Raw genomic sequence first — 15,080 nt, forward strand, 5'->3', positions numbered from 1 at the left:
AATTTCTCTCTGTTATGATAAATATATGAATTTATTATTAATAATTTATAGTCACATAATAGACTAAGCGACTATTTTAGGATAAAAAATAATTAATCAGATAATAATCAATAAATATTATGAGAATATTTTATAAAAGAAAATAGGGTAAGTTACATACGACCTTACCCTATTTATCAACTAGAATATTTAAAATTATTTATTGGTATCTTTTTTTGTATCAGGATTTACCAAAGGTTGTTGATCCCAACCTCCTCCTAAGGCTTTATAAACTGCAACTGTAGTTTTTAATTGATTTACTTTTGTTTCAACTAACTCAAATTTAGCTTCTAAAGCATCTCTCTGAGTTAAAAGAACTTCCATATAATCTGCTCTTGCATACTTGAATAAATCATTTGAAATACCAATTGATTTAACTAAAGCATCAACTTCTTGAGATTTTAAATCATAACTACCTTGTAAGTTTTTGATTTTAGCTAATTGATTTGCGACCTCTATATATGCATTTAAAATAGATTGTTCGTAATGATAAACAGCCTGTATTTGTTTTGCATTCGCATTATAATAAGCTGCTTTAATTGCATTTCTATTTAATACAGGAGCAACTAAATCACCTACTAAATTATAAAGTAGAGATTTAGGGTTAACTAAATAACCTGGATCAAAAGCTTGATATCCTATTCCAGCAGAAATACCTACAGATGGATAAAACCTTGCTTTAGCAGATTTTATATCTAATTTAGTAGCAGCTAATTCATACTCTGCTGATTTTATGTCTGGTCTATTTTCTAATAAATCAGAAGGTAATCCAGCATAAACTGCTTGCGGAACTAAATTATCAAAACTATCTTTAGATCGTTCTACATGTTGTGGATATCTACCTACTAAAAAGTTAATTCTATTTTCTGCTTCTACAATTTCTTGTTGAATATCATATTGCATACTTTTAGTTTTAAGAACCTGAGCTTCAAATCTTTTCACAGCAAGTTCATTACTTCTAGCAGATTGTTTTAAAAGTTTTACAACATTTAATGCATCACTTTGAATTTTTATATTGTCTTGAACAATTTGTAATTCATTATCTAATGCAAGAAGTTCATAATAAGCATCTGCTATTTCTCCGATTATATTTGTAACCATGAAATTTCTTCCTTCAATTGTTCCAAGATAACGTTGAACTTGAGCTCTTTTAGCATTATGTAACTTACCCCAAATATCAGTTTCCCAATTTGCATACGCTCCAACTCCCATATCAAAAAGAGGATCTGGCATTTCTTTCCCTGGCTTTATATCTGTAGTAGCTTCCATTGCTCCGATATTTGTATATCGGCTAACTTTATCCATTCCTACTCCAGCTTTTACACCTAAAGAAGGTAAATATTCACCTTTTTTTGCACGAATTTCATTTTTAGAAATTTCTACTTCTTGTAAAGTGATATTTAATTCCTGATTATTTTGTAATGCTGTTTGTATTAAAGATTGTAAGTTAGGATCGGTAAAAAAATGATCCCAAGTTAGCTTAGCTGTATTAATACTATCATTTGCTGTGTCAGTTCCATAAGATTCTGGCACATTTTTATTCTCCTCTTTTTGAGGTATATCTATTGATTTACATGCTCCTAGAGCAATTAGTATGCAGGCTGCGCCTGCATACAAATGTAATTTGTTTTTAATCATAATGAATAATGTCTTCGCTTAGTGGTGATTCTTCCTCTTCATGTTGGTCGCTACCATCTTGTAACATTTTTCTACCATCTGCCCATTTAGCAAATATGTAGTACAATCCAGGAATGATTATAATACCGAATACTGTACCGAAAATCATACCTCCCATTGCAGAAGCACCAATTGTATGGTTACCAATTGCACCTGCTCCATGTGCTAAAACTAATGGTATCATACCTGCTACGAATGCAAATGATGTCATTAAGATAGGACGGAAACGAACTTGAGCTCCTTCAATAGCTGCTTCAAAAATAGACAAGCCTTCTTGTCTTCTTTGTACAGCAAACTCTACAATCAGTACGGCATTTTTACCTAATAAACCAACAAGCATAATAAGTCCTACCTGAGCATAAATATCATTTTCTAATCCCATTGCTTTCAATAGGAAGAATGAACCAAATATACCTACTGGTAAAGATGTAATTACAGCTAATGGCATAATGAAACTCTCATATTGTGCAGCTAATACTAAATAAACGAATACTAATACTACAATGAAAATATAAATTGCTTCATTTCCTCTTCTCGACTCATCATACGATAAACCTTCCCAAGCTACTTTATAACCATGAGGTAAAGTTGCTGCTGCTGTTTCGTTTATTGCTTTAATTGCATCAGCTGTTGTATACCCATCAGCTGGTAAACCTCTAATTGCAGCAGAATTGTACATGTTATAACGTGTAATCTCATTAGGACCTTGTTTCTTCTTCATTGTCATGAATGATGAATAAGGTACCATTTCATCACGGTCATTTTTCACATAAAGCTTCATAACATCAGTTGGTAATTTTCTAAATTCTGGTGATGCTTGAACATACACTTTAAAAAATTGTCCAAAACGGATGAAACCTTGATCATATGTACTACCTATTAAGATATTTAAGTTATCCATCGCTTTACCGATTGACACCCCTTTCTGCATTGCTGCTGCGTTATCAAAAACTAATTCATATTGTGGATAGTTAGCTGCAAAGAATGTAAATACACCAGTTAGTTCTTTACGTTTCTTTAATTCAGCCATGAAATTTTTATTAACCTTATCAAAATCCTGATAATCAGTTTCTTTATTCATATCTAATAAACGCATAGAGAAACCTCCTGATGAACCAAAACCAGGAACTGCTGGTGGCTCAAAGAATTCTATTGTAGCTCCTAAACCTTTAGATTTTTCTTCTAATTCTTCCATCACCTGTTTTACATCATGAGTTCTTTCATCCCAAGGCTTTAAGTTAATCAAACACGTACCAGCATTTGATCCCCTACCTTCTGTCATAATCTCGTAACCAGCTAATGAAGAAACTGTTTCTACTCCTTCTATTTTTTCTGCTATTCCCTGTAAAGCTCTAGATACTTTATTTGTTTGTTCTAATGTTGAACCTGGAGGTGTTTGGATAATTGCATAAATTGTTCCTTGATCCTCTGTAGGAATGAAACCTCCTGGTAATACTTTACTCACATAAAATATACCAGCACAGAAAATAAGAAGTACAGTCCAAGTTACAAATCTTCTGTTAACAATTTTACGTAATAAAGATGCATAAACACCTGTTAATTTATCAAAACCTCTATTGAAGCTATCCATAAATCTTGTGAACAAAGTAACTTTCTTTGGTTTACCATGATTGTTCTTCAACAACATTGCACACAATACTGGTGTTAATGTAAGTGCAATAAGTGCAGAAATAACAATAGAACTAGCCATTGTAATAGAAAACTGTCTAAAGAATGTACCAACTGGTCCTGACATGAATGATATTGGTAAAAATACAGATACCATTACTGCTGTAATTGCTATAATCGCACCAGAAATTTCTCCCATTACTTCTTGTACAGCTTTAAATGGAGATAAATTCTTCTCCTCCATCTTGGCGTGTACAGCTTCCACAACAACAATCGCGTCATCGACAACAATACCAATTGCAAGTACGAGGGCAAATAGTGTTACAAGATTTATTGTTAGACCACATGCTTTCATAATGAAGAAAGCTCCAATTAATGAAACTGGTACAGCTATAATAGGAATTAATGTAGAACGCCAATCCCCTAAGAAAATAAATACAACTATTGCAACTAATATAAATGCATCTCTTAATGTATGAACTACTTGTTCTACAGAAGCATCTAAGAATTTAGAAACGTCATAACTAATTTTATAATCAACTCCTGGAGGGAAATCTTTTTTAAGTTCCTCCATTTTTTCTTTAATTCCTTTAATTACATCACTCGCATTACTTCCATAATTTTGTTTCATTACAATTGATGCTGATGGGTGACCATCTAAGTTTGAATAAATATCGAAGAATTCACTTCCTAATTCAACTTTTGCAATATCTTTTAGTTTTAGGTTTTCACCTTGAGCGTTTGCTCTTATGATAATATTACCATATTCTTCAGGAGTTGTATATTGACCTTTGTAAGTAAGTACATATTCTAATGATTGAGCAGCAATACCAGAACTTTGTCCTAAACGACCAGGTCGTCCAATGATACTTTGTTCTCCTACCGCTTTAGTTACTTCTTCAACCGAAATATCATAAGCTCTCATTCTTTCAGGATTTAACCAAATACGCATTGCATATCTTCTCATTCCTAAAATTTGAGATCTTGCAATACCAGGAATACGGTTAACCTCTGGTATAACATTTACAGTAGCATAATTGTAAAGAAATTTTTCATCCATACTTTTATTTGTACTGTAAAGGTTAACGTACATTAACATACTTGGCTGTACAGGTTGCACAATAACCCCTTCTTTTTGTACAAGTTCAGGTAGTAATGACATTACCTGATCCACTCTGGTTTTAACCAAAACGGTTGCCATATTGGAGTCGGTACCTGGATCAAAGATTACACTCAAAGTTGCTTCCCCAGCACTGGTAGCATCTGTTGTCATATATCTCATTCCTTGTACACCATTAATGGCATTTTCTATGGTAATCAAAGATGATTTTACTAATACCTCAGAACTCGCTCCAGGATATGCAATAGACACAGATACTGTTGTTGGAGCAATTTGAGGAAACTGTTCGGTTGGTAACTGCTCAATAGCAAGTAAACCAACGAAGACTATAATGACCGATATTACAATCGCAAAAACCGGTCGATGTATTATTTTTTTAAACATATTAATCGGTTTTATTCAGAATATAATTCTAAATCAGACATTACTTTTTTAGGATCTAAGAATTTAGAAGATATTTTTTGATTCTCTTGAACCATTCTCAACCCTTCTAATAAAATTCTATCTCCTTGTGCTAATCCTTTAGAAATTATATATATGTGTGGTAATTCAGCAGCAACTGTAACTTCTCTTGATTTTACTACGTTATCTTTAGTAATAACATAAACATATTTTTTATCTAATTCTTCGAATGTAGCTTTTTGAGGAATCATAATTGCGTGTGGGTATGGAGTTGTAATAACAATATTTCCTGTTTCTCCATAACGTAAAAGTTTTTCTGGATTCAAGAAAGTTGCTCTGTATGCAATATTACCAGTTTCATTATTGAAATCTGATTCAATTGTTTCAACAATACCATCTCTTTTGTACATTTCTCCATTCGCTAGCTGAAGTTTTACATGTAAGAAACCATCATCACTTTTATGATTCATTTGGTTTAAATACTCTGCTTCTGGAACATTGAAGTAAACCCACATTTTACTGTTATCTGATAATTCTGTTAATAAGTCTCCATCATCTACTAAACTTCCTTTTCTTACATGAAATCTACCTACAATTCCATCAAAAGGAGCTCTAACATCAGTGAATTGAAGATGTGTACTTGATTCTGAAACCTCAGCTCTTGCTTTTTCTAATTTAGCTTTAGCCATTGCCATTTCTTGAGGAGCAACGATATCCTTTTCAGATAAACTTTTTGTATTATTATATTCTATTTCTGCATATCTAGCTTCTGCTTTTGTTTTATTTACATCTGCTTGATATAAATTAGGCATTATTTTAAATAATAATTGTCCTTTTTTTACAAATTGACCTTCATCTACATAAATGTTCTGAATGTAACCACGTTCCTGAGCTCTCAATTCAATATGATTGATTGAACGAATTTGAGCTACATAGTTTTTATCAATCAAAGTATCCTGTACTAAAGGACTTGTAACTTTAAACTCCACTGGAGCTTCTTTTTTTTCTTTACCAGAGTTGCAACTTACAAAAAATAATGAAGCACAAACACTTACGACCATAAGGCTTTTCTTAACCATAGTGATAATTATTTAACAATAGTTTTTAATGATAATTTTTTTTGAAAATAATTTTTTGGTGATCGTAACTTTACGAACACTGTAAACTTTTTACTGAAATAAAAGTTGTTTAAATCATATTCTGAAAACTCTATACTCTATGTATAGACCATCAGTTGATTTGTTGATAGAAAGATTGTGTGTAAGAAAAACTGCACTTTGTTGACTATAAAAGTCATTCAAAAATGCAAACAATACTTTCCATACATTTGTTTTGAAGAAAATATCCACATCTCTTCTTGGAAGGATGTTAGAATCTTCTATTTCAGTTTCATTCTCTAAAAATTCAGTATTAGAGTGATGACGATCAATATAAGAATTCTTATATTGAGTATGGGTATTAGTTTTACAGTTTGTAAAAGTATTTTGTAATTGAAACGTCGAAGTACTAGAATCGAAAAAACCTTGAAATTTAGAAAAACTTCTTTGCGTAAGATTATCGTTCACATTCTTAAAATGTGAAATCTCGAGATGCCAATTTACTATGGCAAGCATCACGAGTGATAAAATAAACAAATATTTTCTAAAATTCTTTTTCATTCAGTCAACAAAATAACTAAAAAGAAGAAAAATAAACAAAACATATTAGCTTAAAATAAAGTTAAATAATTTAAATATTTTAAAAAAAGACTATTTATTAAAATCATTTCAAAAATAAAATATGACACTTCAAGCTTATTTTTTGCAGGCTCAATATAAAATGAAACAATTATTCATAAATCAATTTCTATATTTACATTAATAATTCTGACCTATTAAATTATAATGAATACATACAATACAATATTATCATCAGAAAATAAATTTACAAGCTTTGCTAAAAAAAGATTGATAATATGGACTGTTGCTATTATTACTTTTTATGTTTTTGTTTATTTGATGGATCCTCTTGATCCTATTTGGTCAGATTATTTAAAGATGCCCTTTAAAAATGTTTTTAATGAATTTCTTTGGGGATTATTTTTTTCAATTATAATCTCTGAAGTCAGTATTTATATTGATCATTTTTTAAATAAATATCTTCCTTGGGATAACAGAACTATAAAACATTTATTAATACAATGTACACTTCAAATTATAGGAAGTATATTAATTGTACTAATAATTAATTCATTTTTCGAAGATATCTGTCATGACTTACCAAAATTAGATGTTCGAAAAGAATATTCTTTACTTGGACAATGGATTGCTACAAATATTGTAATTGCTTTATTGATTAGTACTTTTAATACAATTGATTTTCTTTTAAAAAGTTGGAAAGAAACAGTAATACAAGTTAGTGAACATAAACTAAAAGCTTCTGAACATAAACGAGCAGCTATGTCTGCTGAATTACAAGCATTAAAATTACAAATTGATCCTCATTTTATTTTTAATAATCTAAGTGTTTTATCAGAATTAATTTTAGAAGATCAACAACTGGGTTATGAATATTCTGAAAGTTTTGCAAAAGTATATCGTTATCTGCTTGTTAACTCAAAAAAAGATGTCATAACATTAAAGGAAGAATTAAAATTCTTGCATTCTTACATCTACCTTACAACTAAAAGAATTGGTGAAGGTGTTAATTTTGAAATTACTATTCATGAAAAATTTAAAGAATATCTTATTCCTCCTTTAGCTCTACAATTTTTAGTTGAAAATGCTTTAAAACATAATCAAACTTCAAAATTAAATCCTTTAAAAATAAATATATATACGACTGAAGATAAATATCTTGTAGTAAGTAATATTTTAATTCCTCTTATAAATAAGAATGAATCACCTGGCATTGGAATTCAAAACATTATAAATAGATTTGAATTTCTTGGTGAAAGATTGCCAATAATAAACAAAACAACTACAGAATTTATTGCAAAAATTCCTCTCTATGAAAATAAATAATATTCTTATTGTAGAAGATGAGAAACCAAATGCAGATCGATTGAAAAGAATATTACTTCATTTGAGACCAAATATTGAGATTTTAAGTGTAGAAGATTCTATTTCATCAACCGTAGAATGGTTAAATAAAAATATTTCACCTGATTTAATAATGATGGATATTCGTCTTTCTGATGGTTTAAGTTTCGAAATCTTCAACAAATACGAAATAAAAAGCCCTGTAATATTTACAACTGCTTATGATGAATATGCTGTAAAAGCATTTAAATACAATAGTATTGATTATTTACTAAAACCAATTGAAGAAGAAGAATTAGAATTTGCATTAAAAAAATATGAAAGTTTTATTGAAACCATTCCTATTTTAGGAGCTACTTTCGAGGGGCTATTGAATTACATCCAACCTAAAGATTATAGGAAACGATTTCTTTTAGCAAAAAAAGACGGATATACAACCCTTTTAACAGAAGATATATTGTATTTTCAAACAGAATTAGGGATTAATAAAGCTTTTTTAACAAATGATAAAGCGGAAATTATTTCTCAAACGTTAGAAGAATTAGAAAAACAATTAGATCCAAAATTATTTTTTAGAGCTAATAGACAATTTATTATAAATATTAATTCTGTTAAAAATGTTTTTAATCATTTTAATGGAAAATTAAAACTTGAATTAAAAAAACATCCAGAAGTAGAAATATTAATAAGTAGAGAAAAAGCATCTTCTTTTAAATCTTGGATGGATTATTAAAAAATAATTAATCATGAAAAATTATCTTTTTTTAGCTTGCGCTATTATTTGTGAATCTATTGCTACTTCTTTTTTGAAAGCTTCAAATGGTTTTACTAAACCAATACAAACTATCATTTTTGTTATTGCTATGTCATCTTCATTTTACTTTTTAACTTTAGCAATTAAAGTAATTCCTATTGGCATAGCTTATGCAATATGGTCTGCAGTAGGAATTGTAATTATTTCTTGTGTCGGATATTTTGTTTATAAAGAAAAACTCGACTTACCTGCTATTTTAGGTATTCTATTAATTGTTATAGGTGTAATAATAATCAATGTTTTTTCTAAATCTGCGGGTCATTAAAAACAAATCATTGGTTTATGAATGAATGTTTATAATAAAAAATATTCTCTTTTATGTTATAATTTTAGTAATTTTCATTCCTCTCATTTTACGTTTTAACTTCAAAAATTTCCGTTTCACTCCATTTCTTAATTAAAAAGCTCACTTCTCTAATTTACTTTGTACATAATTAAATAAAAATATTATGAACTACAAAGTAGGATATTTGATAGTATCTTTTTCTATAACTACATCATTATTTTCTTGTACATCCAAAAATGAACAAGAAAATATATCTCAAGTATCAGCATTACCTACTGACTTTATTCAACTAAAATTAGAAAATGTAGATATTCCTACAGCTTATCCTGGAAGTATAGAAGGTCAAGATAATGTAGAAATTAAAGCACAAGTAAATGGTTATCTAGAAAAAGTATATATAAAAGAAGGTCAATATGTTACTCAAGGCCAAACTTTATTCAGAATAACACCTACTATTTATGAAGAACAGGTAAAGAATAGTGATGCATCTCTTAAAGTAGCATTAGCAAACTTAGCAAACACAAAATTAGAGGTTGAAAAACTAAAACCTTTGGTAGAGGGAAATGTTGTTTCTGATGTTCAATTAAAAACTGCTGAAGCAAATTATCAAGGAGCATTAGCACAAGTTGCTCAAGCAAAAGCAGCCTTAGGAACATCAAAAATTAATGCTGATTTTACGTATATAAAAGCTCCTATAAGTGGTTACATAGGACGTATTCCTAACAGAATTGGAAATTTAGTTGGAGCTAGTGATACAAATGCACTCACTACTTTATCAAATATCAATACTGTTAATGTATATTTTTCTATGAATGAAGCTCAATTTATCTCTTATAATCGATTTATCAACTCTTCGAACAATATTACTAATACTATTGAATTATTATTAGCTGATGGTTCTACTTATGATAACAAGGGTAAATTAGAAAGTGCCAGTGGTAATTTTGATAAAAATACAGGGAGTATTCAATTAAAGGCTGTATTCTCTAATCCAAATAATTTATTACGATCAGGAGCAACAGCAAAAGTTATTCTTCATCAACAAGTAGATAATGTGATTCAAGTACCTAAAACTGCTGTAAAAGATATACAGGATAAATTATTCATTTATAAACTAGATAAAAATAACAAAGTAAAAATGTTACCAATTGATATATCTGGAGGTAACACTGAATTCTATTTTGTAAATAAGGGAGTTAAAGCTGGTGATAAAATAGCTATAAATAGATTAGATGAACTTACAGATAACGCTCTAGTTGCTCCTAATAATAAATAATATTTAGAAAAAATAAGATGTTAAAAAAAATAATAGATCGTCCTGTACTTGCTACAGTTATTTCTTTAATTATTGTAATTTTAGGAGTTATAGGGCTAGATAGATTACCAGTAACACGTTTTCCTGATATCTCTCCTCCAACTATTACTGTTAATGGATCATATCCTGGAGGAAATAGTGAAACAGTAATACGCTCTGTAGTAACTCCATTAGAAGAACAAATTAATGGAGTTGAAGATATGCAATACATAAAATCGAATGCAAGTAATGATGGAACATTCTCTATTTCGATTATATTCAAGCAAGGTGTTAATGCTGATCAAGCTGCAGTAAACGTACAAAATAGAGTACAACAAGCTACACCTATTTTACCTCAAGAAGTTATAAGAATGGGACTTACAACTTCCAAACAACAAAATAGTATGGTAATGCTTTTTAATCTATATACTGATGATAACAGTAGATATGATGAAAAGTTTTTACAAAACTATGCTAACATTAATCTTATTCCACAGGTAAAACGAGTAAAAGGAGTTGGTCAAGCTCAAGTTTTTGGTACAAAAGATTATTCCATGCGAATTTGGCTAAATCCTCAAAGAATGTCTTCTTATGGTTTAGTTCCTTCTGATGTTTCAAATGCAATAGCAGATCAAAGTTTAGAATCTGCCCCAGGTAAATTAGGTGAAGAATCTAAAGCTGCGTTAGAATATGTTATCCGTTATAAAGGGAAAAAAAATGTTCCAGAGCAATATGAAAATATTGTTATCAAAAACGATGGTACAAATATCGTTCGATTAAAAGATGTTGCAAGAGTAGAGTTTGGAGCAATTTCATATAGTGGAGACAATTTATCAAATGGTAAAAATGCTGTTACTGTAGCAATTATGCAAACAACGGGATCTAATGCTAATGATATAGAAATTGGAATTGATAAATCTATTGAACAACTCTCAAAATCTTTTCCTCCTGGTGTGAAATATTCAAAAGTTGTTAGTACTAAAGAAAAATTAGACGAAGCTACAAGTCAAGTAAAGTCGACATTAATAGAAGCATTTATTCTTGTTTTCATCGTTGTTTTCATCTTTTTACAAGATTTCAGATCAACTATTATCCCTGCAATTGCAGTTCCTGTTGCAATTATAGGTACATTTTTCTTTTTACTTGTATTCGGATTTACAATAAATGTATTAACTCTTTTCGCCTTAGTACTTGCTATTGGTATTGTCGTAGATGATGCTATTGTTGTTGTAGAATCTGTACATAGTAATATGGAAGGTACGAATCTTACAGGTAAAGAAGCAACTCATAAATCAATGAGAGAAATTACTGGTGCCGTTATTTCCATAACATTAGTAATGTCTGCAGTATTTATTCCAATTGGTTTTATGGAAGGCTCTGCGGGACTTTTTTATAAACAATTCGCTTACACATTAGCTATTGCCATTATCATATCGGCTGTTAATGCATTAACATTAACTCCTGCTCTATGTGCTGTTTTATTAAAAAACAATCATACAGGAGATTCTCACGAACAAAAAAAAGGATTTGGAAAAAAATTTGCCAATGCGTTTAACATTGGTTTCAATAATATGACGAATCGCTATTTAGGTGGTTTAAAATTTTTAATTAACCACAAACTGATTTCTAGTGGTTTAATTCTCGGCATTATAGGTTTTTCAGTTTGGTTAATGAATACAACTCCAAAAAGTTTTGTACCAATGGAAGACGATAGTTTATTTATGTATTCTTTAAGTATGCCTCCAGGAACAGGATTAGATAAAACGACAGAAGTTTCGAATAAAATTAATAAAATCATTAAAGAAATTGATGCTGTACATGAAAATACCTCTATTACAGGGTTTAATCTTTTAAATAATAGTGCTGGTCCTGCTTATGCAATGGGATTCGTAAAATTAAAGCCTAAAAAAGAACGAGGTGAAATTCATGATATCGATCAAATTGTTAGTTTAGTCAACGAAAAACTATCTACAATAAAAGAAGGAAGTATTATGACATTTAGAATGCCTCCTGTAGAAGGATATGGAATGACTAATGATGCAGAAATAATTCTTCAAGATAGAATGGGAAGAGACCCTCAAGTTTTAAAAGCAAAGGCAGATCAACTTATTGGGCAAATTATGCAGAATCCTGAAGTTGCTTTTGCTTATACAATGTTTAGAGCAGATTATCCACAATTAGAACTTGAAGTTGATGAAGATAAAGCAAAACAGTTAGGTGTAAGTGTTTCTAATTTATTAGGAACTATTCAAACTTATTTTTCTGGTGATCAATCTCAAAATTTCTCCCGATTTGGAAAATTTTATCGAGTGAATATTAAAGCTGATGGAGTTTTTAGAATGGATCAAGATGCTTTTAATGATATTTTCGTAAAAAATAACAATGGAGATATGGTTCCTGTTACAACACTTATTAATCTTAAAAAAGTGTATGGACCTGAATCTGTTGGAAGATATAATCTCTACAATTCTCTAACAATAAATGTTACTCCAAAAAGTGGAGTAAGTAATGGAGAATTAATCACGAAATTAGAAAAAACTCTTGATACTTTACCTTCTGACTACAGTTACGAATGGACTGGACTTAGTTTAGAAGAAAAATCATCAGGAAATCAAACCGTAGCTATTTTTGGATTATGTTTATTATTCGTTTATCTACTATTATCAGCTCAATACGAAAGTTATGTTTTACCATTAGCTGTAATGCTATCTATACCTACAGGAGTAATTGGTGCATTTTTAGGAATAAAAGCAATTGGATTTGATAATAATATTTATGTACAAGTAGGACTTATTATGCTGGTTGGGTTACTCGCCAAAAATGCTATCTTAATTGTTGAATTTGCTGTTCAAAAAAGAAAAAGTGGTTTATCAATTTTAGATTCTGCAATTGAAGGTGCCAAAGCTAGGTTAAGACCTATTATCATGACCTCATTAGCATTTATCGTTGGTATGATTCCTCTTATGTTATCTGCTGGAGGAATGGCTTCAGGAAATAAATCAATAAGTGTTAGTGCTGCTATGGGAATGTTAAGTGGTGTACTATTAGGAATATTCATAATTCCTATACTTTATATTCTATTTCAATATTTAGATGAAAAAATTTCTTCTAAAAAATCCACTATTCAAAACGAATTACAAAATGAAAATATTTAATATAAAAAATATGCTTCTTTTTAGCGCAGTGTCATCAGCAATGATTTCCTGCGCAACAAGGAGTGAATATAAAAAGCCTGAACTTAATATTCCTGAAAATTATAAGGAACAGATACAAGTTACTGGAGATACTATTGTTTTACCTTGGAAAACATTTTTTAAAGATCCTACATTAATATCATTAATAGAAAAATCTCTAGAAAAAAATAATGAAATTAATACTGCATTAAAAAATATTGAACAATTAGATTTGGTTTATAAACAAGCTAAAAATAATATTATGCCTACAGTTGATTTTAGTGCGGGAGCAAATAGAAATTGGGTTTCAAAAAATAGTCTTAATGGTTCTTTATCAGAACAATTTACAGGTACAAAATATATTGATGATTATAGTGCTGTATTAAAATTATCATGGGAAGCAGATATTTGGGGTAAAACTAAATTACAAAAACAAGCAGCCAAAGCTGATTATTTTTCACAAAAAGAAAATTTAAATGCACTAAAAAGTAGAATTATTGTTCAAGTAGCTCAAGCTTATTATAATTTAATAAGTTTAGATGAACAGCTTAAAATAGCTGAACAAAATATTGAATTGAGTACTACAAATTTAAAGATGATGAACCTACAATATAAAGCTGGTCAAATTAATTCTTTGGCAATACAACAATCAGAAACTCAAAAGAAAACAGCTGAATTATTAATTCCTTTAGCAAATCAAAACATATCTATACAAGAAAATGCTTTGAGTATTTTATGTGGTGAATACCCTCAAAAAATTGAACGTAGTAATTCTTTAAAACAGATGTTCACTGATAATAAACTTTCTGAAGGTGTTCCGGCTCAACTTTTAAGTAGAAGACCGGATTTAAAAGCTGTAGAATACACTTTAATAAGTCTAAATTCTAAAACAAATTTAGCTAAAGTTGCAATGTATCCTAGTTTAAGTCTTACTCCACAAATAGGAGCTAATTCTTATAAAATTAATCAATGGTTTGATTTACCTGGATCTCTTACAAAAACTATTGCAGCAAATTTAGCTGCTCCTATCTTACAGAAAAGACAATTTAAAACAGCATATGAAACTGCGGTCATTGAACAAGAAAAAACAGTTATAAATTACAAACAAACAATGTTGAATGCTGTAAATGAAGTTTCTGATGCATTAGCAAAGCAAAAAGGAACTTCGGAAAGAATAGATTTACTACAACAAAAAACCAATATCCTTGATAAAGGAATAAATGATGCTGTAAAACTATATAAAAATGGTATGGCTACTTATCTTGAAGTAATTACAGCACAAAATAATAAACTTCAGAATGATTTAGAAATGGTGAATGTATCGTTAGAAAAATTAAATGCTGAGGTTGATTTATATAGAGCTTTAGGCGGAGGTATTAATTAACCTCTTATCTAAATATTTTTTGTTAATTAACAGATTTTAAACTATCAATTAGGCAGTACTATTTTTATAGTACTGCTTTATTGTTTTTATAAATGTTATAAAAAATAAAAAAAGCAGAAAGTAATAAAATTACATTTCTGCTTTGTAGACCCACAGGGATTCGAACCCCAACTAGCGGCACCAAAAACCGATGTGCTACCGTTACACCATGGGTCTTTCCCTTAATTGCTGTGCAAATATAG

10 protein-coding genes and 1 tRNA gene are annotated in these 15,080 nt (G+C 29.7%); 6 read left to right on the forward strand and 5 right to left on the reverse strand.

The features are described 5' to 3' along the window. Positions 1–195: 195 nt before the first annotated feature. From RT575_RS09000 to RT575_RS09015, 4 genes are all read right to left on the reverse strand, one after another. A complete protein-coding gene (locus RT575_RS09000) occupies positions 196–1,677 on the reverse strand; it encodes a TolC family protein (RefSeq protein WP_313386309.1) in 1,482 nt (493 codons plus the stop codon). Next, positions 1,670–4,849 (reverse strand): efflux RND transporter permease subunit, encoded by a 3,180-nt coding sequence (locus RT575_RS09005; protein WP_313386310.1) that lies wholly within the window; start codon positions 4,847–4,849, stop codon positions 1,670–1,672. The genes RT575_RS09000 and RT575_RS09005 overlap by 8 nt, the downstream gene beginning before the upstream one ends. An 11-nt stretch (positions 4,850–4,860) precedes the next feature. Further along, positions 4,861–5,946: an efflux RND transporter periplasmic adaptor subunit gene (locus RT575_RS09010; protein WP_313386311.1), complete on the reverse strand. Its 1,086-nt coding sequence runs from the start codon at positions 5,944–5,946 to the stop codon at positions 4,861–4,863. Positions 5,947–6,060: 114 nt separating this feature from the next. Beyond that, positions 6,061–6,432, reverse strand: a complete 372-nt coding sequence (locus RT575_RS09015) for a hypothetical protein (RefSeq protein ID WP_313386312.1) — start codon at positions 6,430–6,432, stop codon at positions 6,061–6,063. A gap of 318 nt (positions 6,433–6,750) precedes the next feature. Here RT575_RS09015 and RT575_RS09020 point away from each other — a divergent pair, with 318 nt between their 5' ends. The 6 genes from RT575_RS09020 (at position 6,751) to RT575_RS09045 (ending at position 14,838) form a co-directional block, all read left to right on the forward strand. Continuing rightward, positions 6,751–7,869: a histidine kinase gene (locus RT575_RS09020; protein WP_313386313.1), complete on the forward strand. Its 1,119-nt coding sequence runs from the start codon at positions 6,751–6,753 to the stop codon at positions 7,867–7,869. After that, the gene (locus RT575_RS09025; RefSeq protein WP_313386314.1) at positions 7,856–8,620 is read left to right on the forward strand and encodes a LytTR family DNA-binding domain-containing protein; all 765 of its coding nucleotides are present in this window, start codon (positions 7,856–7,858) and stop codon (positions 8,618–8,620) included. The genes RT575_RS09020 and RT575_RS09025 overlap by 14 nt, the downstream gene beginning before the upstream one ends. A 13-nt stretch (positions 8,621–8,633) precedes the next feature. Next, positions 8,634–8,966: a multidrug efflux SMR transporter gene (locus tag RT575_RS09030; protein ID WP_313386315.1), complete on the forward strand. Its 333-nt coding sequence runs from the start codon at positions 8,634–8,636 to the stop codon at positions 8,964–8,966. 184 nt (positions 8,967–9,150) lie between these two features. Further along, positions 9,151–10,263 carry an efflux RND transporter periplasmic adaptor subunit gene (locus RT575_RS09035; protein WP_313580300.1) on the forward strand — a complete coding sequence of 371 codons (1,113 nt, stop codon included), beginning with the start codon at positions 9,151–9,153 and terminating at the stop codon, positions 10,261–10,263. Positions 10,264–10,280: 17 nt separating this feature from the next. After that, the gene (locus tag RT575_RS09040) at positions 10,281–13,436 is read left to right on the forward strand and encodes an efflux RND transporter permease subunit (protein WP_313580302.1); all 3,156 of its coding nucleotides are present in this window, start codon (positions 10,281–10,283) and stop codon (positions 13,434–13,436) included. Next, complete coding sequence (locus RT575_RS09045; RefSeq protein WP_313580304.1) at positions 13,423–14,838, forward strand: TolC family protein; 1,416 nt, start codon at positions 13,423–13,425, stop codon at positions 14,836–14,838. Before RT575_RS09040 ends, RT575_RS09045 begins: the two co-directional genes overlap by 14 nt. A 145-nt stretch (positions 14,839–14,983) precedes the next feature. On the opposite strand, the gene RT575_RS09050 is transcribed toward RT575_RS09045, so the two are convergent. Continuing rightward, positions 14,984–15,054, reverse strand: a tRNA-Gln gene (locus tag RT575_RS09050). Between the last annotated feature and the right edge of the window lie 26 nt (positions 15,055–15,080).

The sequence above is a fragment of the Chishuiella sp. genome (assembly GCF_032109125.1).
Lineage (GTDB): Bacteria > Bacteroidota > Bacteroidia > Flavobacteriales > Weeksellaceae > Empedobacter.